Source organism: Brevibacterium sp. RIT 803, assembly GCF_016892625.1.
Classification (GTDB): Bacteria; Actinomycetota; Actinomycetes; order Actinomycetales; family Brevibacteriaceae; genus Brevibacterium.
Map to the genome: position 1 here is coordinate 197,848 of NZ_JAFEMW010000006.1, position 20,269 is coordinate 218,116.

The window sequence follows — 20,269 nt, forward strand, 5'->3', positions numbered from 1 at the left end:
CTATTCCTCCTTGAAGTGGGTCCATCTAGCGATGAGCATACGCAATCGCTGACATTCCTCGTGGGCTCGGGGCCCGTCCGCGTGCTGGATCGCCATCACGGCGTATGTGGTTCCGTCGGTCAGATCGAGGGTGGGCCATGGGTCGTCGCCCTCAGGTGAGAAGGCGACGCCGAGGATCTGCCCCCACGCGAAGGTGCGTGTCCTGACCATGTTCTTCACGACCAGGCCGGATTCGCTGGGCCGGGCCTGGATGTCGGCGACGCGCAGCAGGGCGGCAGCGAAGATGATCCCGAGCAGGTTCATCCAGACCATGTCGAGCGGGGTCCAGGGGTCCCAGTCCACGACGAGCAGTGCGACGGAGAGCACCGCGAAGCCGATGAACACCACCACGGCGCCGACGATGCTGATGATGCGCACCTGGCGGGGTCGAAAGACACGGAACTCAGATTCGGCAGGCGCCAATGTTCGTCACCAGAATCGCACGGGCACCGACAGCGTAGAGACGGTCCATGACATTGTTGACCTCTTTGGATTCGACCATGACGCGCGCGGCCACCCAGCCCGTCTCCTGCAGCGGGGAGATCGTGGGTGATTCGAGGCCGGGCGTGAGTCCGAGTGCTTGGGGCAGAAGGCGCTCTTCGATGTTGTAGTCGACGAGAACGTACTGCCGGGCCACCATCACGGATTCCAGACGGCGACGCAGTACCTCGATCGACTCGGCTGCTCCCTCGCGCTGGACGAGGACGGCCTCGGATTCCAGCAGGGGCTCGCCGAACGTCTCGAGTCCCGCGGCGCGCAGGGTGCTGCCGGTCTCGACCACGTCGGCGATGGCGTCAGCGACGCCGAGTTGGATGGAGACTTCGATCGCACCGTCGAGCTGAACGGTCTTCGCATCGATTCCCCTGGCCTGCAGATCGGCGTCGACGAGGTTCGGGAAGCTGGTGGCGATGCGTGCGCCCTCCAGCTGGGTCGGCGAGGAGTAGGAACCGGTGACTCCGGCGTAGAAGAAGCGGGAGGCTCCGAATCCGAGTCCGATGACTTCCTGGGCTTCGGCCTTCGACTCAAGCAGCAGGTCGCGGCCGGTGATGCCGGCGTCGAGGATTCCCGACCCGACGTAGACGGCGATGTCGCGCGGACGCAGGTAGAAGAATTCGACGTCGTTGACTTCATCCTGATGGACAAGGGTCTTGCTTCCCCGACGGGTGGAGTATCCGGCCTCGCTGAGCATCTCGGAGGCGGCTTCGGACAGTGCGCCCTTATTCGGCACGGCTACACGCAGCATGGTGTCCTTTTGTGTTTCATCGTCAACGGTTGTGTGGGGTTCGGCTGTGCCGGCGTGGAAGGCTACAGATGCGAGTTGACGTCGTCGAGGCTGAGATCCTTGGCGACCATGAGCACCTGCAGGTGATAGAGCAGCTGAGAGATCTCCTCGGCGAGCTCGTCCTTGGTCTCATACTCTGCCGCCATCCAGACCTCTGCGGCTTCTTCGACGACCTTCTTACCGATCGCATGGACTCCGGCATCGAGTTCGGCCACGGTCTTCGAGCCTTCCGGGCGATCGAGGGATTTCTGCAGGAGTTCGGCGTAGAGCGAGTCAAAGGTCTTCACGAATCCAGCCTAATACATCGCGGCCGCCGCGCTCACACGGGGTCTCGGCCAGCGGGACGCTCTCACCCGTCGCAGCAGCCTCAGTTCTCAGTGCTGCGGTTGATGTCCGTGGCACCCCGATGCGGCGCGGAGATCGTCTGGCGTGATCGCTTCGACCAGTCGATGAAGCCGATGACGACCATGACGAGGAAGATGAGGTACACGGCCCCGGAGAACACGAGTCCTCCGGCCACTGCCAAGGGGATCCCGACGAGGTCGACGGCCAGCCAGACGAACCAGAACTCGACGATCGCCCGCCCCTGGGCATACATCGCCACGAGTGATCCGATGAAGATGTAGGCGTCCGGATAGGGATTCCAGGACCACCCTCCGAGGGCGAGGACGTAGCCGAACACCGCGGTGCCCAGCAGGAGGGCGCCGATGAGGAGCAGTCGCTCCTTCCAGGTCGCCCAGCGGACGAGGACCTCGCCGGAGGCCTCCCTGGACTTCTTCCACTGCGTCCAGCCCCATACTGCGGCCACGATGATGACGACCTGGCGGGAGGCGTTGCCGCCGAGTCCCGCGGAGATGCTCGCGGCGAAGAGGAGGATGGAGCCCAGGATCTGGACCGGCCAGGACAGGATGTTCCGGCGCAGTGCGAGGACCACCGTGGCCAGAGCACAGATGTTGCCGAACAGGTCGGAGTACGGCACCGGTTTGCCAAGCAGTTCGAATGCCGGGGTGTTCAGCCAGTCGAGCAGTTCCATATCGGCTCTCTTCAGTGCACGTGGGATGCTGCGAGTTCACGCAGCCCTGAGATCGCGGTGGCAGCGTCCTCGGCACCGTAGACGGCAGAACCGGCCACGAGCACATCGGCACCGGCGTCGACGACGCGTTCGATCGTCGATGTGGAGACTCCCCCGTCGACCTGCAGCTTGATCTCAAGCCCGGAGGCCGAGATCGCCTCACGGGTTCGACGGATCTTGGGCAGGCACACATCGAGAAACTTCTGCCCGCCGAAGCCGGGTTCGACGGTCATGATGAGGATCTGGTCGAACTCGCCGAGGAGGTCGACGAAGGGTTCGATCGGGGTCGCCGGCTTGAGTGCGAGGCTGGCCTTGGCCCCCAGCTTCCGGATCTCCCGGGCCAGGCGCACGGGAGCGTCGGCAGCCTCGGCGTGGAAGGTCACCGAGGCGCAGCCGAGTTCGGCATAGACCGGAGCGTGTCGGTCCGCTTCGGCGATCATCAGGTGGGCGTCGAGCGGGATCGGGCTGATCGCCTGGATCCGTTCGACCACGGGAGGCCCGAATGTGAGGTTCGGGACGAAATGGTTGTCCATCACGTCGATGTGCGCCATATCTGCCGTGCTGATCTTCGCCAGTTCACCACGCAGGTCCGAGAAATCGGAGCTGAGGATGCTGGGATTGATCTCGATCGCCATTTCAGTTCGCCTTCCGCATCAGGGCCAAGAACATTCCATCGGTGTTGTGGACGTGGGGCCACAGCTGAGCGTACCGTCCCGCTCCCCGGCTCACCGAGGTGAACCCTGCGGCATCGGCGCCTGTGACCTCGGCGAGGACCGCCGGGGCGTCGAGGATTTCGATGTCGGTGCCACGGAGGACATCGTCGACGACGAGCACTGTCTCCGCGTAGTGGGGAGAGCAGGTGGAGTAGGCGACGACTCCGCCCGGAGCGCAGGTGTCCAAGGCCGCCCGCAGCAGTTCTCGCTGCAGTCCGGCCAGGGCGTTGATGTCCTCGGGGCGACGGCGGTAGCGAGCTTCGGGACGGCGGCGCAGGGCGCCGAGGCCCGAGCAGGGGACGTCGACGAGGACCTTCGCATACGGGCCCGTGGCGTCGCGAGCGTCTTGGACGCGGGCGGTGACATTGTCGAGTGCCTGAGTGGAGGACCGCACGAGTTCGACCCGGTGTTCACTTGAGTCGAAGGCGTCGAGTGTGGTCCCCTGCTGCTTCGCAATCGCTGCCAGGACTGCGGCCTTGCCGCCGGGTCCGGCGCACAGGTCTGCCCAAGTGCCCGCCGGTGCGTGAACCTGTGCCAGTGCCAAGGCCACCAGCGCGGAGCCCTCGTCCTGCACCCGGGCCCGGCCGGCGGCGACGGCGTCGACGTTCTTGGGCACAGCGGTGTCGAGGGTGACGCCGATGGGTGAGAACTCGGTCGGTGTTCCGGGCAGTTCGCTGCGGTCGATGAGTCCGGGCAGGGCGGAGACGCTGACCTTCGCGGCCGCGTTGTCGGCTTCGAGGAGTGCCTGCAGTTCAGAAGCTTCCCGTCCGTGGCCTTTCAGCGCCTGTGTCATAGCCCGGACGATCCATTCGGGATGCGAGTATTCGATGGCCTGTTCGCCGACTGCTGTGGCTCCGGCGGTGACACGGCGCAGCCATTCGGCGCGGTCGACCTCGGAGATCCGACGCAGGACGGCGTTGACGAACCCGGACGTCTTGGGTGCGTAGGACTTGATGACGGCGACAGTCTCCGACAGTGCCGCATGGTCAGGCACGCGCATGGACAGGATCTGGTGGGCGCCGAGGCGCATGCCTGCCAGCGGCTCGGGGTCGATGGTGTCGAGGGACCGGTTCGCCGCCTTGGCGATGATCGCATCGTAGAACTCCTGTTGGCGCAGAGCACCATAGGTGAGTTCAGTCGTGAACGCCGCGCCCTGGTGGTCCATATGCGTGCGGGCGAGCTTGGCAGGCAGGAGCAGGTTCGCGTAGGAGTCCTTCGTCTCAACGTCGACGAGGACCTCCCACGCGATGCGCCGCGGCAGGTTCTTCGCCTGTCTCGACTCTCGTTCACCTGAGGGTCTGCCGCCTGACAACTTGCCGGAGGCAGGCCCGTTGCCCGTCGGCTTCCTCACTGCTGCGGGCGTGTTCCTCGGCGGTCTCTTCCGCGGCATGCGCTCATCTGCTGGCATCTGTCTCATGCTCCTTGCTCGGGGACTGCCACCGGCTCGGCGCTGGTTTCAGTGGGATCGAATCGGATGTCACCACGGCCGCGGAGGAAATCCACGGCAGCCATCCGTGCCTTGCCGAAGGGTTGGATCTCTGCGACGTGGACCCATCCGTCGCCGCAGCCGAGGACGGCGGTCTTCTGCCAAGTGGTCAGCAATCCGACCGCTGGAGGAGTTGTGACGTCGGGAGCGGGTGTGAGTCCGAAGAGTTTGGTCCGCTTCCCGTCGACGTTCGCCCATGGGCCGGGGCTGGGGCTGACTCCCCGGGAGCGGTCGATGATCGCCCGGGCGGAATCGGAGAAGTCGAGATGGGCGTCATCGATGCCGATCTTGTCCGCGTGGCTCGGATCCCCTGACTGCGGGGTCATCACTGCGGTTCCGTCCGCGAGGTCGTCGAAGGCGGCGACCAGCTCGGCCGCGCCTCGGTGGGCGTAGTCGTCGAGGGCGGTGGCGACATCGGGATGGTCCAGAGGCAGTTCGAGGCTGCGCAGGACGGGGCCGGAGTCCATGCCCTCGTCGATCTTGAACACGCTGACTCCGCTGGTGCTCTGGCCCGCGATGAGGGCCCGTTGGACCGGTGCCGCTCCACGATGGGCCGGCAGGAGCGAGAAGTGGAGGTTGAACCAGCCGAGCTCGGCGGTCGACAGCGCCGCCGGGCCGGCGATGGCCCCATAGGCGACCACGGCCACGGCATCGACGTCGAGGGCGCGGAGTTCGGCGATGACCTCGCCGCGGAGTCGACTGGCCTCGATGACGTCGAGGCCGAGTTCGAGGGCTCGCGCCTTGACCGGTGAGGGGGTGAGGACGCGTTTGCGCCCCACCGGTGCATCGGGTCGGGTGAGGACGGCACGGATGCGGTGTCGGGATTCGACGAGGGCCTCGAGGGCTGGCACTGCGGCATCCGGAGTTCCGGCGAAGACGATATCCACTTGAGGAATTCTACTTGTTCGCACAGCAGTCGCAGAGTCGGGGCGCCATCGCGCTCACAGCGACCGCGGATCGTCGATGCGGACGCGTACCTGGGGAAGCTTCTTCGCAGACCGGGAGGCGATCTGCTGAGCCAGTGCTTCGCCGACCGCCTCGCCTGCTGCGATCGGATAGGCTGCGACGGCTTTCTGGTCATCACCGTCGGAGTCCCGGATGAGTTCGGTGAGGTCTGGAACGGCCGCGATGACGGCGTCGATGTCGGTGCCGGCACCGGTGAGTTCGACGATGCGGCGGTAGGGCGGAAAGCCGAGCTCGAAGCGATCGCCGAGAGCTCTGGACATCGTGGTCACCGGGTCGAAGGTGGTCACCGTGTTCCGGATCGTCTCATCGGTGTCGCCGAGGTAGACGACTCCCCCAGCTGTGCGTGACCTCACGAGGACTGCCGCCCGCAGTCGTCTGCTGACTCCTTCATCGGTCGAGCGCATCCACGGCCCCGGCCACAGCGAGTCGAGCAGGATCGCACAGGCGTAGCCACCGAGAGCATAGGGTTCAGCGCCGGTGGTGGCGACGACGATACGTGGGCTGTCGTCGACGGCGACAGGAATGTCATCGCCGCCGGATTCGAGGATCTCGATTCCCGGCATGGCCTTGCGCAGCTCCTCGACGGTCCGACCCCTGCCGCGCACGATCGAGCGCACCTGATTCGAGCGGCAGCGCCCGCAGGAGAACGTATCGGAGTGGTAGCCGCAGGAGCGACAGGCGAAGGGCCCGACTTCGGACTGAGTGGTCAGTGCGGCCGCGCATTGAGGGCAGCGAGCGACCTCTTGGCATCTTGCGCAGGCGAACACCGGGTAGTACCCGGCACGCGGGACCTGGACGAGGACGGGTCCGACCGCGTTCGCGTCCTTGGCCCCGGGGCGCAGTGCACCGCGCATCAGCTGCCAGGCGCGTGAGGGGATCCGCTGCCAGGCGAAGGGGTCACGCTCCTCGTCGGGGACGTAGACGCGGGGGGCACCCTCACGGCGTTCGGGGCCGGTGGGCGTGGCGTCGCGAAGCCACCCGACCTCGACCAGGCGCTGGATCTCCGCGCTGCGATCGGTGGAGACGAACAGCAGTCCGGTGGTGTCGATGGTCGATCTCAGCAGGCACACTTCTCTGGCGTGCGGGTATGGTGCGTGCTGGTCGAGGTAGTTCGGGTTCGAGTCGTCGAAGCAGATGATGAGGCCCAGACCTGCGATCGGGGCGAAGGCGGCCGCTCTGGTGCCGATCGTCACTCGCGTGTGCCCCAGCAGGCCACGCAGCCAGGCTGTCCATCTCTGCTCCGGTGACTGGTCTGCACTCACGACCGAGTAGGAGGGGACGTCCGGGCTGGCGTCGAGTGCCGCCGAGAGGACCGCGAGCTCACGGTGATCAGGCACCAGCCACAGCACCGCCTCCCCTGCAGCCAGTGTCGCTCGGGCAGCCTCCAGCCCGGCGGTGATCCAACTCAGTCCCGGCGTAGGGCCGGGAACGCAGGTCAGTGCCATCCGCGGATGCTCGGCGGCAGGGAAGTCGTCTTCTCGCTCGTGCCGAGACTCGTTGACCACCCATTCGCCGAGGCGGTCAATCGTGTCCGCTGTCGTCGCAGGCGAGTTGTCTGCAGTCGCTTTCTCGGAGCCAGCCGTCGTGCCCACGGCCGTCGCCTCCGTGTCCTCGGCAGCCGCCGCCGTGCCCTCGGTCGCTGTACTCGCGTTGTCACCTTCTGACGGTGCGCTGCGACTGCGCTCATTCTGCTGCAGCGTCTTCTCAGCCTTGAGCACAGCCTTCTCGGCGCGTGCATGGCGCGGCGGGATCGCCAGACGCAGGACATCGGAGAGGGTTCCCGCGTACCGGCGAGCAGTGGCATCAGCGAGACGCAGCAGTTCGGGGGTGAGAACGACGACGGGACTGGTGATGCGCTCGATCGTGGCAAGCGGGCCGATGTGGTCGGACTTCTCGACCCGTTCGAGGAGGAAGCCGTCGCGCAGTCTGCCGGCGAATCTGACCCTGACTCGCACACCAGGGCGGGCCGTGTCGGCGAACTTCTCCGGAACTGCGTAGTCGAAGGCACGGGCCAGGTGCGGCACAGGGTGATCGATGAGCACGTGGGCCACGGGGTCTTCCGCTGCCAGCGGCACCTGCCCGATGGCTGAGGTGCCGGTGTCGATCGGAAGAGGTTCGTCCATCAAGCCGAGGAGACTGCGCGCAGCAGATCGTCGGCGCGGTCCGTGACCTCCCAGGTGAAGTCGGGGAGCTCACGGCCGAAGTGGCCGTAGGTCGATGTCTGAGAGTAGATCGGGCGCAGGAGATTGAGGTCCTGGATGATCATGGCAGGTCGCAGGTCGAAGACTTCGCGAATGGCCCGCGAGATCGCGTGTGGGTCGACCTTCTCGGTGCCGAAGGTTTCAACGTAGAGGCCCATCGGGTCGACACGGCCGATCGCATAGGACACCTGCACCTCGGCGCGGTCGGCGAGCCCGGCGGCCACAACGTTCTTCGCGACCCAGCGCATGGCGTAGGCGGCTGAGCGGTCGACCTTCGAGGGGTCCTTGCCGGAGAAGGCGCCACCGCCGTGACGCGAGTATCCGCCGTACGTATCAACGATGATCTTGCGGCCCGTCAGCCCTGCGTCGCCCATCGGCCCGCCGGTGACGAAGGGTCCGGCCGGGTTGATGTGGATGTTCGCATGGCTGTCATCGAGACCGGAGCCTGCGATGACCGGATCGATGACGAAGTCTTTGATCTCGGAGTGCAGCTGTGCCTGATCGACGTGGCCCGCGTGCTGTGTCGACACGACGATGTTCTCGATCGACACGGCTTCGTTGCCGTCGTAGCCCAGTGTCAGCTGGGTTTTGCCGTCGGGACGCAGATAGTCCAATGCACCGGTCTTGCGCACCTCGGAGAGCTTCTCCGCCATGCGTGAGGCGAGGTGGATGGGCACGGGCATGAGGACGTCGGTGGCGTTGTCGGCATAGCCGAACATGAGGCCCTGGTCGCCGGCGCCGAGGCTCGAACCGTGGTCGGATTCCACTGCTTCGCGGAAGTCCAGTGGGTTCGTCACTCCGGAATGGATGTCGGTGGACTGGCTGCCGATGGACACGGAGACGCCGCAGGAGTGACCATCGAATCCGGTGTCGGAGGAGTCATAGCCGATTCCGGTGATGAGCCGGCGCACGATGCCGGCGACGTCGGCATAGGCTGCGGTATTGACCTCGCCGGCGACGTGGACGAGACCGGTGGTGACCATCGTCTCTACGGCGACCTTGGCGTTCGGGTCCTGACCCAGCAGATCGTCGAGGACGGCATCACTGATCTGGTCACAGATCTTGTCGGGATGGCCCTCGGTGACGGATTCGGACGAGAAGAAGCGCAGATTTGATTGACTCACGCCGTCGATTCTACGCATTCCCAACGGCTCGCGAGAGCCTCGATGACCTTTTCCGAAACATCGTCCTTGCTGCCGGTGAATTCCGGGCCGGCGACAACGTCGTCACCGTCGGCGCTCAGTATCTGGACGGCATTGTCGTCGTGGCCGAAGGCCCTGTCGTCAGAGACATTGTTGAAGACGAGGAGGTCGACGCCCTTGCGACGGAACTTCGCCTTCGCATAGTCCATCGCACTGTGATGAGAATCTCCGGTCTCGGCGGCGAATCCGATGATGAGCTGGTGGTCGCGACGTGATTCGACGAGTCCCCTGAGCACATCCGGGTTCTGGACCAGGGTCAGAGTCATGCCCTCATCACCCGACTTCTTCATCTTCGAATCGGTGCGCTCGGCTGGACGGTAGTCGGCAACGGCGGCGGCCATGATGATGGCATCAGCATCAGCCTGAGCTGCCTGCATCTGGGTCTGGAGTTCAAGCGTGGACTCGACTGAGGTGATCCGGACGCTGTGCGGCAATGCCGAGAGCAGACCCGAGTCGATGTTGGCCGAGACCAGGTCGACGTGGGCTCCGGCGGCGGCAGCGGCACGTGCCAGCGCAATGCCCTGCTTGCCTGAGGAGCGGTTCCCGAGGAATCGAACGGGATCGAGCGGTTCCCTGGTCCCGCCGGCACTGATGGCGAGGCGTCTGCCGTTCAGCGACCCGACTGTCTTCGACACTGGACCGGTCTGTGCTGATCGGGCGGCGGCCAGCGCGAAGTCGACGATCGTGTCGGGTTCGGGCAGACGACCGGGACCGGAGTCCGGGCCCGTCAGACGCCCCACGGCAGGTTCGAGGACATGGATGCCCCGATGCTTCAAGGTCGCGATGTTCGCGACGGTGGCGGGGTTCTGCCACATCTCGGTGTGCATGGCGGGGGCAACGACCACCTCGGCGGTCGTCGTGAGGACCGTGGCGGTCAACAGGTCATCAGCGATGCCTGCGGCCAGTTTGGCCAGAGTATTGGCGGTGGCCGGGGCGATGATGACGAGTTCGGCGTCCTGCCCGATGCGGACATGGTTGACCGATTCGACCTCGTCGAAGACATCGGTGGTCACAGTCTGTGAGGACAGCGCCTCGAAGGTGGCCGCACCGACGAAGTTCAGTGCACTGGCGGTGGGCACGACCTTGACGCTGTGCCCGAGTTCCCGGAGTCGCCGAATGACATGGCACGCCTTGTAAGCGGCGATTCCACCGGCGACGCCGAGTACGGTTCTCACTGGTCGCTGAAGTCCAGTGCGCCGTCGTTGCTGACAGCCGGCTGTGCAGGCTCTTGGGTGAGCGCACCGAAGTCGGCTTCGGTGACTTCGCGGGCCACGATCTTGCCTTCGTTGATCTCGCGGAGCGCGATCGACAGTGGCTTCTCATGGGTGCCCGGGGTCACCAGCGGACCGACGTTCTCGAGCAGGCCCTCTTGGAGCTGGGCGTAGTAGGAGTTGATCTGTCGGGCTCGCTGAGCCGCAATCGACACCAGTTCGTACTTCGAGCTGGTCACGGCCAGCAGATCATCAATCGGTGGATTGGTGATGCCTTCAGGTTGTGCAGGCAATGAATGTCCAATCTAATCGGTAGTGGGTATACCCATCAATGATATGAGTTCTTCGGCCGCAGTGCGAACGTGGTCATTGACGATCGTGACATCGAACTCGGATTCGGCCTGCAATTCCTGCTTGGCCGTGGTCAGTCGACGCTCCTGTTCGACTGCTGTCTCCGTTCCGCGGCCGGTGAGTCTCGACACGAGTTCCTCCCAGCTGGGCGGAGACAGGAAGACGTACAGCGCGTCGGGCATCTTGTCCTTGACCTGGCGTGCGCCCTGCAGATCGATCTCCAGCAGGGAAGGTATCCCCTGGCTCAGCTTCTCCTGGACCTGGGCCGAAGGAGTGCCGTATCGGTGGCGACCGTGGACGACCGCGTACTCGAGCAGCTCACCGCCAGCGATGAGCGAGTCGAATTCGTCATCGCTGATGAAGTGATAATGAACACCATCGATTTCGCCGGGTCGCCGCGGCCGCGTGGTGGCGGAGACGGAGAACCAGACCTCGGGATGATGATCTCTGATGTACGCGCTGATGGTGCCTTTTCCGACCGCGGTAGGTCCCGCGAGAACGGTCAGTCGATTATTCACAGATCTATTGTTCACACATTCAGGAGTATTTCTCCAACAGGGCATTTTTCTGGTGTACGCCCAGGCCCTTGATCCGACGTGACGATGCGATGCCCACGTCGTCCATGGCCGCTTCCGCGCGTCGGTCGCCGACGCCGGGCAGTGATCTCAGCAGATCGACGACGCGCATCTTCGCGAGTGCCTCGTCTGCGCCGGCCTTCTTCAGCACAGCTGCGAGATCGGTTTGACCATTCTTCAGCGCTGTCTTGACCTCGGCTCGCGCCTGACGCGCTTTGAAGGCCTTGTCCAGAGCGGCTGAACGCTGTTGCGGGGTCAAAGGTTCGAGTGCCACATTATCTCCTCTGTCACCATGAACGGGCAGGTAGGGAAGTTGTTTCAGTCTAAAACAAAAACCCTCGTGAGAGGCATAAAGCGCAAAAGAAAACTCAAGTGTCTGCAGAACCGGCCGAACCGGGCCCGTCCCGTCCTACCACAGACGACGTCCGCCGACCGGTGCCGACCATGCGGCGCACGACTTGCGCAGGGCGCCGAAACCGGCGGCCTGCGCAAGTGATGAGAGGTGAGCTGCCCGGGTCTCAGCCCACTTGCGTCAGGGTCTCGTTGAGCGAGCGTGCCGCTGCGCGCACGCCGTCTGCCCCGGCGCTGAGCACAGCGCGTGAGGTGGTGGCCAGAATCTGGTTGGCGGCGATCGCATCGGTGCCGAAGACGTCGATGAGCTCACTGATGCCAGCTCCCTGAGCACCGACTCCCGGTGCCAGGATCGGCCCTTTGCACGCAGACGGGTCGAATCCGAGCTCACGGGCGCCGGATCCGATCGTCGCTCCGACCACCAGGCCGAAGCGCCCGAGACCCTGTGCGGACTCAGCCGAGTTGCGCGCAGCCACCTGACCCACGATCGTCCCGGCAACGGAGTCTCCGAAGCCGTCGATGGACTCTCCGCACGTGGCGTGCTGAACCTCTGCACCTTCAGGATTCGAGGTCAGCGCGAGGACGAAGACTCCCCGATCATGAGCATTCGCGAGGTCGAAGGCCGGATCCAGTGCCCCGAATCCGAGGTACGGAGATACAGTGATCGAATCGGCGGCCAGCGCCGAGGCGGGATCGAGGTAGGCGCGTGCGTAGGCTCCCATGGTCGATCCGATGTCCCCGCGTTTGATGTCGAGGACACTGATGAGATCGTGTTCCCTGCAGGCTGCGAGGGTCTCTTCGAGAACGGCGACTCCGGCCGAACCGTACTGCTCGTAGAAGGCTGACTGTGGTTTGACCGCAGCCACGTTCCCGGCCAGCTCGGTCACCGTGCGCAGTGAGAATTCGCGCAGCCCGTCCGCTGTGCGCGGCAGTCCCCAGGCCTCAAGGAGATGGTCGTGGGGGTCGATGCCCACACACAGCGGTCCGTGCTCGTCCATGGCCGCCTGCAGGCGGGCGCCGAACATCACGCGTTCCAGTCCTGCAGGCTGCGGACCTTGAAGGTCTTGTCACGAACGACCTCGAGTGAGGTGACTGCGGCAGCGAACTCGGCGAGCGTGGTGATCAGCGGCACGGAGTGTGCGGTCGCCGAGGCACGGATCTCGTAGCCGTCTGCCCGTTCCTGGCGTCCGGATGGGACGTTGATGACCATGTCGATCGTGCCGGCGGCCAGGTAGTCGAGGATCGTGCGATCCTCGGCATCGGCCTCGAAGTGCTTGTGCACCTGTGTGGTCTTGATGCCGTACCGGGACAGGACTGCGGCCGTTCCGGTGGTGGCGACCACGTCGAATCCCATGTCGACGAGTTCCTTGACCGGCAGGACCATCGCCCTTTTGTCCCGGTCGGCAACCGAGACGAACACCGTGCCGGAGGTCGGAAGCTTGATCGATGCTCCCAGCAGACCCTTCGCGAAGGCTGTCGGGAAGTCGTGGTCGATGCCCATGACCTCACCGGTCGAGCGCATCTCCGGTCCGAGGATCGAATCGACGACCTTGCCCTCGACGGTCCTGAATCGACGGAACGGGAGGACCGCTTCCTTGACCGCGATCGGGTGGTCCAAGGACAGTCGCGAACCGTCGCCGGTCTCCGGGAGCATGCCTCCGCGCATATCGGCGATGGTGCGTCCGACCGCGATCAGCGCGGCGGCCTTCGCCAACTGTGTAGAGGTGGCCTTCGAGACGAAGGGCACGGTCCGGGAGGCACGTGGGTTGGCTTCGATGACGTGGAGGACGTCGGCGGTGATGGCGAACTGGATGTTGAGCAGCCCGCGCACGTTCGTGCCTTCGGCGATTGCCGCGGTGGCGCTGCGGACACGGTCCAGCACGTCTTCGCCCAGGGTCAGTGAGGGCAGCACGCAGGCGGAGTCACCAGAGTGGATTCCGGCTTCCTCGATGTGCTCCATGATGCCGCCGATGTAGATGTCGGTGCCGTCGTAGAGGGCATCGACATCGATTTCGATGGCGTCCTCGAGGAAGCGGTCGACGAGGACGGGACGGTCCACGGAGATCTCCGTGGCAGTGGCCATGTAGTCCACGAGCTGAGTGCGGTCGTAGACGATCTGCATGCCGCGGCCGCCGAGCACATATGAGGGGCGGACGAGGACCGGGTAGCCGATCTCCTCGGCGATCGTCTCGGCCTCTGCGTAGGTCACGGCGGTGCCGTGCTTCGGAGCGGTGAGACCGGCGCGGTCGAGGACGGCGCCGAATTCCCCGCGGTCCTCGGCCAGGTCGATGGCTTCGGGCTGGGTGCCGAGGACCGGCACTCCTGCGGCCTTGAGCTTGTCGGCCAGGCCCAGCGGGGTCTGGCCGCCCAGGGTGCAGACGACGCCGAGTACGGGACCGGCGGCCACCTCGGCGTGATAGACCTCCATCACGTCCTCGAAGGTCAGAGGTTCGAAGTAGAGGCGATCAGCGGTGTCGTAGTCCGTGGACACGGTCTCCGGGTTGCAGTTGACCATGATCGTTTCGAAGCCGGCCTCGGAGATGGCCATCGTCGCGTGCACGCATGAGTAGTCGAACTCGATGCCCTGGCCGATCCGGTTCGGTCCCGAACCGAGGATGATCACGGCAGGCTTCTCGCGCGGGGCGACCTCGGTCTCCTCGTCATAGCTCGAGTAGTGGTACGGGGTGTGTGCGGCGAACTCACCGGCGCAGGTGTCGACGGTCTTGAACACGGGACGGATCCGCAGGGCCTGCCGGACACCGGTGACGACACCGGTGTCCATGCTGCGCAGCGACGCGATCTGCTCATCGGAGAAGCCGTGGTTCTTCGCAACCCGCAGCACCTGGGCATCGAGTTCGTCTGCTGAGGAGATGAACTCGGCGACCTCATTGATCAGTTCGATCTGGTCGAGGAACCAGGGATCGATCTCGCAGGCCTCGAAGACCTCGGCATTGCTCAGGCCAGCGGCCAATCCGCGCTGAACGGAATGGATGCGGTCGGCTGTCGCGTGCGAAATCGACTCGAGGACGGATTCTCTGACATCCTCGTCGCCGATGTCGGGAAGATCGGACCACGAGAACGAGGCATCCCGCTGCTCCATCGACCGCATGGCCTTCTGCAGTGCGGTGGTGAAGTTGCGGCCCAGCGCCATGACCTCGCCCACGGATTTCATGGTCGTGGTCAGCGTGGGATCCGCTGCGGGGAACTTCTCGAACGTGAACCGTGGGATCTTGACCACGACGTAGTCGAGTGTCGGTTCGAAGCTGGCCGGTGTGACCTTCGTGATGTCGTTGGGGATCTCGTCGAGCGAGTAGCCCACGGCCAGCTTGGCGGCCATCTTGGCGATCGGGAAGCCTGTGGCCTTCGAGGCCAGTGCCGAGGACCGTGAGACTCTGGGGTTCATTTCGATGACGACGATGCGGCCGGTCTTCGGATCCACTGCGTACTGGATGTTGCAGCCGCCGGTGGCGACTCCGACGGCGCGGATGACGTCGATGCCGATATCGCGCATCTTCTGATATTCGCGGTCGGTCAGGGTCAGCGATGGGGCCACTGTGATCGAGTCGCCGGTGTGGACGCCGACGGGGTCGACGTTCTCGATCGAGCAGATGACGACCACGTTGTCCTTGTGGTCGCGCATGAGTTCGAGTTCGTATTCCTTCCAGCCGAGGATCGACTCCTCGAGGAGCACCTCGTGGGTGATGGAGTCGCCCAAGCCGGCGCCGGCGATGCGCCGGAGGTCGCTCTCGTCATAGGCCATGCCGGAACCCAGTCCGCCCATGGTGAACGAGGGGCGCACGACGACGGGATAGTTGAGCTCTTCGGCCCCGGCCAGTGCCTCGTCGATGGTGTGGCAGATGACGGATTTCGCCGACTCGGCGCCGCATTCCTCAACGATGGTCTTGAACTTCTGTCGGTCCTCGCCGCGCTGGATGGCGTCGACGTCGGCGCCGATGAGCTCGACCCCGTACTTCTCGAGGGTGCCGGCATCGTGCAGTGCGATCGCCGCATTCAGCGCTGTCTGACCACCCAGCGTCGGCAGGATCGCGTCGGGGCGCTCCTTGTCGATGATCGATTCGATGATGTCGGGATCGATCGGCTCGACGTAGGTGGCGTCGGCGACGTCGGGGTCGGTCATGATCGTCGCGGGATTCGAGTTGATGAGGATGACCCGCAGGCCCTCTTCGCGCAGCACACGGCAGGCTTGGGTGCCCGAGTAGTCGAATTCACAGGCCTGACCGATGACGATCGGTCCGGAGCCGATGACGAGGACGGATGTGAGATCTTGTCTGAGTGGCATGGGTTCTCCTTAGGCCTGTGCGACCTGGGAAGCGGACATGAGGTCGATGAAGCGATCGAACAGGTAGCTCGAATCGTGGGGCCCGGCTGCGGCCTCTGGATGGAATTGGACGGAGAACGCGGGAAGGTCGAGGCACTGGAGGCCTTCGACCACGTCATCGTTGAGGCACACGTGTGAGACGGCGACACGGCCGAAACTCTCATCGTGCGGTGCCTGCGTCTCACCGTCCACAGGCGCGTCGACGGCGAAGCCGTGGTTCTGAGAGGTGATCTCGACTTTGTCTGTGGTGCGATCCATGACGGGGACGTTGATGCCGCGATGACCGAAGGGCAGTTTGTAGGTGCCGAAGCCCAGCGCTCGGCCCAGCAGCTGATTGCCGAAGCAGATGCCGAAGAACGGGATCTTCGCGCCGAGGACCTCCCGCAGGAGCGCGACCTGGTCATCGGCAGTCGCTGGGTCCCCGGGACCATTGGAGAAGAAGACTCCATCGACGCCCAATTCCTTGATCTCGGCGAAGTTCGTCGTGGCGGGCAGAACGTGGACGTCGATGCCGCGTTCGCTCAGGCGTTGAGGGGTCATCGACTTGATGCCCAGGTCCAGGGCTGCGACGCTGAACTTCTTCTGGCCCACTGCGGGGATGAGCTGGGGCTCGGTGATCGAGACCTCTTCGGCCAGTTTCGCTCCAGCCATATGCGGTGAGGCCTGGACCTTGGCAAGCAGCTCATTGTCGTCGGCCTCGGCGGCGGGACCGGAGAAGATTCCCATGCGCATGGCGCCGGCTTCGCGCAGGTGCAGGGTCAGGGCGCGGGTGTCGACGTCGCTGATGCCCACGATGCCCGATTCTTCGAGGCGGGTGGACAGGTCTCCGATGGAGCGCCAGTTCGAGGACACGCGCGACGCATCACGGACGACGTATCCGGCGACCCAGATCTTCGCCGATTCGTCATCATCATCGGTGATTCCCGTGTTGCCGATGTGCGGCGCGGTCTGGATCACGATCTGACGGTGATAGGACGGGTCGGTCAGGGTCTCCTGATAACCGGACATTGCGGTGACGAAGACCGCTTCGCCCAGGGTCTCTCCGATGGCGCCGTGGGCGGAGCCTCGGAACGTGCGTCCGTCTTCGAGGACGAGGACGGCAGGGGTGGTGGACAGTCTCATTGTGCCTCTTCGATCATTTCGCGGATGCGGTCGACGGTGGGGGTTGTACTGGCGGCGTAGCGCGCGCGGAAGCCGGTATCGACGAGGGTCTCCCCCAGTCGCCAGGTGATGCGCACGATGCCGCCGCGTTCGACGAATTTGCCGATCATGCCGGCGGTGGTGTCGACGGAGACGATATCGCGCCTGGGGATGAGGAAGTCCTCACGTCCCGCGAGGTCCATGACCACGCCGCCGTCGGTGATGACGATCTCTCCCGTGGTGCGGATGCCGAGACCATGGACGGCGACTCGTTCGAGCGGATGTCCAGCCAGGGTCGTCGACACATATGACCCTTCAACGGGGTCCGCGACGGGTTTGATTCCCATGTGTGGCTTCGCCGGCTGCGGCACCACTGTCTGGCTCTTCTTTCGTCGGCTCCACCCCCAGGTGATCGCGAGGATCAGGAGGAGGAAGACGACTGCGATGATGATGACGCTTACTGGTCTGTCCATGATGCTCCTGCCGGGTGGGGTGTGCTGAGTTCTCCGCCCGAGAACACCCGGTGGCCGTAGAAGAACGTGTCGGTGATCGAGGTGGAGACCTCAAGTCCGGCAAAGGGGTTGTTGCGCCCCTTCGTCGCATGGTCGGCGGGCACGATCGTGTGCGTGGAGTTCGGGTCGATGAGCACGATGTTGGCACTCGAGCCGCTCTCGAGACTGCCGTGTCCTGTTGCTCCGGTGATGCGTGCCGGTGTTGCCGACATCACGCGGGCGAGGTCGCGGTAGTCGAAGTCGTAGTCGGACATCGCCTCGACGACGATGGCCAGCGCTGTCTCCATGCCGACCATGCCCATGGCCGCAGCCGTCCATTCGCTGCATTTGTGTTCGGCTGTGTGCGGAGCGTGGTCGGTGCCGATGACGTCGATCGTGCCGTCGGCCAGCGCTTCGCGCAGTGCGGTGACATCGGCTTCGGTCCGCAGCGGCGGATTCACCTTGTAGACGGGGTCGAAGCTGCGGACGAGTTCGTCGGTGAGCATCAGGTGGTGCGGGGTGACCTCAGCGGTGATCTCGACTCCTCGGGACTTCGCCCAGCGGATGATGTCGACGCTGCCCTTGGTCGATACATGGCAGATGTGCAGCCGCGAGCCCACGTGTTCGGCCAGGAGCACGTCGCGGGCGATGATCGATTCCTCGGCGACGGCCGGCCAGCCGGGCAGTCCCAGCTCAGCAGAGACGACGCCCTCGTTCATCTGCGCACCCTCGGTCAGTCGCGGCTCCTGGGCGTGCTGGGCGATGACTCCGTCGAAGGTCTTGACGTACTCAAGGGCCCGCCGCATGAGCAGCGGGTCTGAGACGCAGATGCCGTCGTCGGAGAAGATCCGAACTCGAGCCGCCGAGCGGGCCATGGCTCCGATCTCGGCGAGGTTCTGTCCCTCCAGTCCGATGGTCACGGCTCCGATGGGCACGACTTCGGTGTAGCCGGCTGTCCGACCGAGGCGGTGGACCTGTTCGACGACGCCTGCGGTGTCTGCGACGGGGGCGGTGTTCGCCATCGCATGAACGCAGGTGAAGCCGCCCGAGGCGGCCGCGCGCGACCCGCTCAGGATCGTTTCCGCGTCTTCTTTGCCCGGTTCCCGCAGGTGTGTGTGCATGTCGACGAGGCCGGGCAGGGCGATGAGCCCGTCGGCGTTCACGAGTTCCACATCGCTGCCGTCGGGGTCGAGCAGATCGGGGTCGACGATCGTCGAATCCTTGATCGCAATATCGGCGATTCCCTGGCCCAGCACGTTCGCACCGCGGATCAGATAGTCAGTCATTGGTTTCCTCCTGGCCTGTCAAGAGGCGGTACAGGACCGCCATTCGTACGCTCACTCCGTTCTCGACCTGGTCGAGGATGAGGGCGCGCGGTGAGTCGGCGGCTGCCGCTGAGATCTCGAAGCCGCGGTTCATCGGCCCCGGGTGCATGATGAATGTCTCCTTGGGCAGTCCGGCCAGCCGGGCTGCGGAGAGTCCCCACAGTCGTGCGTATTCGCGTTCGTTGGGGAAGAACGATTCGTGCATGCGCTCGTGCTGGACGCGCAGCATCATCACGGCCGCGAATTCCTCGGAGTGCAGCGCCTCGTCGAGGTCGTAGTGCAGAGTCACGGGCCAGGTTTCAACACCCCATGGAAGCAGCGTCGGGGGTGCGATGAGGTGAACTTCGGCGCCGAGGTTAGCCAGCAGGTGGACGTTGGACCGGGCTACACGGGAGTGCAGGACGTCACCGACGATGGCGACTTTTGCGCCGTCGAGTCCTCGACCCCGTGGCCCGTCCTTGACGGCCCCTGAAGCGCAGAATCCGCCGAGGGCACGACGCAGGGTGAAGGCATCGAGCAGCGCCTGTGTGGGGTGTTCGTGAGTGCCATCGCCGGCGTTGACGACGGGGACGTCGATCCAGCCGGTGTGGGCCAGGCGATGCGGAGTGCCCGATCCGGGATGCCGAACGACGAGTGCATCGGCGCCCATGGCCGAAATGGTCTGGATGGTGTCCTGCAGGCTTTCGCCCTTGGACACGGACGAACCTTTGGCGGAGAAATTGAGGACGTCGGCCGAGAGTCTTTTGGCCGCTGCTTCGAACGACAGTCGGGTGCGCGTCGAATCCTCGAAGAACAGATTGACCACGGTGCGCCCGCGCAGCACAGGCAGCTTCTTGACCTCGCGTTCGGAGACCTGGGCCATCTCCTCGGCGATGTCGAGGATCGAGATGGCGTCTTCGCGGCTCAGCGAAACGGTGTCGAGGAGGTGCTTCATTCGCGGCCTCCCGAGATCGTGACGCCGTCGTCGCCGTCGATCTCCGCCAGGGAGACGTTGACGCGTTCGCTGCTTGAGGTGGGCAGGTTCTTGCCGACGTGGTCGGCCCGGATCGGCAGGTCACGGTGGCCCCGGTCGACGAGGACGGCGAGCCGGACCTTGGACGGACGACCCAGATCGGAGAGCGCATCGAGTGCAGCTCTGATCGTGCGGCCGGAGAAGAGCACATCGTCGACGAGGACGACGGTCTTGGCATCGATGCCCTCGGCGGGGATCGTGGTGGGTTCTGGGGCGCGGTAGGCACCGCTGCGCAGATCGTCACGGTACATCGTGATGTCGAGGCTTCCGACGAGTTCGCTCGCCATCTCCGGACGCCCGGAGATCGAGGCGATCTGTTCGGCCAGTCGAGTGGCCAAGGGCACCCCGCGGCGTGGGATGCCGAGCAGAACGAGGTCGTCGCTGCCCTTGTTGGACTCGATGATCTCGTGGGCTATACGGGTCATTGCCCGCTTCATATCTGGGGCATCGAGCACTGTTCGCTGTGTCATGCTTCCCCTTCTCCGCCTCTCCGGACGGTGGTTAAAGGAGTGG

Annotated in this window: 20 protein-coding genes; all 20 read right to left on the minus strand. The window is 64.8% G+C overall.

Annotated features, from left to right (window positions below):
* Window positions 1–417, minus strand: a complete 417-nt coding sequence (locus JTF07_RS18875; protein ID WP_353844025.1) for a PH domain-containing protein — start codon at window positions 415–417, stop codon at window positions 1–3.
* A gap of 25 nt (window positions 418–442) precedes the next feature.
* Window positions 443–1,282, minus strand: a complete 840-nt coding sequence (gene hisG / locus JTF07_RS18880) for an ATP phosphoribosyltransferase (RefSeq protein ID WP_143921779.1) — start codon at window positions 1,280–1,282, stop codon at window positions 443–445.
* Between the two features lie 62 nt (window positions 1,283–1,344).
* Complete coding sequence (locus JTF07_RS18885; RefSeq protein ID WP_193095299.1) at window positions 1,345–1,608, minus strand: phosphoribosyl-ATP diphosphatase; 264 nt, start codon at window positions 1,606–1,608, stop codon at window positions 1,345–1,347.
* Window positions 1,609–1,688: 80 nt separating this feature from the next.
* Window positions 1,689–2,354, minus strand: a complete 666-nt coding sequence (locus JTF07_RS18890; RefSeq protein WP_204235739.1) for a nicotinamide mononucleotide transporter family protein — start codon at window positions 2,352–2,354, stop codon at window positions 1,689–1,691.
* An 11-nt stretch (window positions 2,355–2,365) separates the two neighbouring features.
* Window positions 2,366–3,028, minus strand: a complete 663-nt coding sequence (rpe, locus tag JTF07_RS18895; RefSeq protein WP_204235740.1) for a ribulose-phosphate 3-epimerase — start codon at window positions 3,026–3,028, stop codon at window positions 2,366–2,368.
* 1 nt (window position 3,029) lies between these two features.
* Entirely contained in the window at window positions 3,030–4,514 is a 1,485-nt protein-coding gene (locus JTF07_RS18900; RefSeq protein WP_204235741.1) for an RsmB/NOP family class I SAM-dependent RNA methyltransferase, read from the minus strand.
* Window positions 4,515–4,519: 5 nt separating this feature from the next.
* Entirely contained in the window at window positions 4,520–5,479 is a 960-nt protein-coding gene (locus JTF07_RS21005) for a methionyl-tRNA formyltransferase (protein ID WP_204235742.1), read from the minus strand.
* A 54-nt stretch (window positions 5,480–5,533) separates the two neighbouring features.
* Window positions 5,534–7,681, minus strand: coding sequence for a primosomal protein N' family DNA-binding protein (locus JTF07_RS18910; RefSeq protein ID WP_204235743.1), 2,148 nt, complete (start codon window positions 7,679–7,681; stop codon window positions 5,534–5,536).
* Window positions 7,681–8,883 (minus strand): methionine adenosyltransferase, encoded by a 1,203-nt coding sequence (gene metK, locus JTF07_RS18915; protein ID WP_353844027.1) that lies wholly within the window; start codon window positions 8,881–8,883, stop codon window positions 7,681–7,683. Before metK ends, JTF07_RS18910 begins: the two co-directional genes overlap by 1 nt.
* A complete protein-coding gene (gene coaBC / locus JTF07_RS18920; protein ID WP_204235745.1) occupies window positions 8,880–10,136 on the minus strand; it encodes a bifunctional phosphopantothenoylcysteine decarboxylase/phosphopantothenate--cysteine ligase CoaBC in 1,257 nt (418 codons plus the stop codon). Before coaBC ends, metK begins: the two co-directional genes overlap by 4 nt.
* A complete protein-coding gene (gene rpoZ / locus JTF07_RS18925) occupies window positions 10,133–10,465 on the minus strand; it encodes a DNA-directed RNA polymerase subunit omega (protein WP_204235746.1) in 333 nt (110 codons plus the stop codon). The genes coaBC and rpoZ overlap by 4 nt, the downstream gene beginning before the upstream one ends.
* A 12-nt stretch (window positions 10,466–10,477) precedes the next feature.
* Window positions 10,478–11,041: a guanylate kinase gene (gene gmk / locus JTF07_RS18930; RefSeq protein ID WP_204235747.1), complete on the minus strand. Its 564-nt coding sequence runs from the start codon at window positions 11,039–11,041 to the stop codon at window positions 10,478–10,480.
* A 19-nt stretch (window positions 11,042–11,060) separates the two neighbouring features.
* Window positions 11,061–11,372 carry an integration host factor, actinobacterial type gene (gene mihF / locus JTF07_RS18935; protein WP_092108101.1) on the minus strand — a complete coding sequence of 104 codons (312 nt, stop codon included), beginning with the start codon at window positions 11,370–11,372 and terminating at the stop codon, window positions 11,061–11,063.
* Window positions 11,373–11,616: 244 nt separating this feature from the next.
* On the minus strand, window positions 11,617–12,474 hold the full coding sequence (pyrF, locus tag JTF07_RS18940) for an orotidine-5'-phosphate decarboxylase (protein WP_204235910.1): 858 nt from the start codon (window positions 12,472–12,474) through the stop codon (window positions 11,617–11,619).
* Window positions 12,474–15,749, minus strand: a complete 3,276-nt coding sequence (carB, locus tag JTF07_RS18945) for a carbamoyl-phosphate synthase large subunit (protein ID WP_204235748.1) — start codon at window positions 15,747–15,749, stop codon at window positions 12,474–12,476. The genes pyrF and carB overlap by 1 nt, the downstream gene beginning before the upstream one ends.
* Before the next feature lie 9 nt (window positions 15,750–15,758).
* On the minus strand, window positions 15,759–16,910 hold the full coding sequence (gene carA / locus JTF07_RS18950) for a glutamine-hydrolyzing carbamoyl-phosphate synthase small subunit (RefSeq protein WP_204235749.1): 1,152 nt from the start codon (window positions 16,908–16,910) through the stop codon (window positions 15,759–15,761).
* Window positions 16,907–17,401 carry a PH-like domain-containing protein gene (locus tag JTF07_RS18955; RefSeq protein WP_204235750.1) on the minus strand — a complete coding sequence of 165 codons (495 nt, stop codon included), beginning with the start codon at window positions 17,399–17,401 and terminating at the stop codon, window positions 16,907–16,909. The genes carA and JTF07_RS18955 overlap by 4 nt, the downstream gene beginning before the upstream one ends.
* Window positions 17,386–18,705 (minus strand): dihydroorotase, encoded by a 1,320-nt coding sequence (locus JTF07_RS18960; RefSeq protein WP_204235751.1) that lies wholly within the window; start codon window positions 18,703–18,705, stop codon window positions 17,386–17,388. The genes JTF07_RS18955 and JTF07_RS18960 overlap by 16 nt, the downstream gene beginning before the upstream one ends.
* The gene (locus JTF07_RS18965; protein WP_204235752.1) at window positions 18,698–19,678 is read right to left on the minus strand and encodes an aspartate carbamoyltransferase catalytic subunit; all 981 of its coding nucleotides are present in this window, start codon (window positions 19,676–19,678) and stop codon (window positions 18,698–18,700) included. Before JTF07_RS18965 ends, JTF07_RS18960 begins: the two co-directional genes overlap by 8 nt.
* A complete protein-coding gene (pyrR, locus tag JTF07_RS18970) occupies window positions 19,675–20,226 on the minus strand; it encodes a bifunctional pyr operon transcriptional regulator/uracil phosphoribosyltransferase PyrR (RefSeq protein WP_198396294.1) in 552 nt (183 codons plus the stop codon). Before pyrR ends, JTF07_RS18965 begins: the two co-directional genes overlap by 4 nt.
* Between the last annotated feature and the right edge of the window lie 43 nt (window positions 20,227–20,269).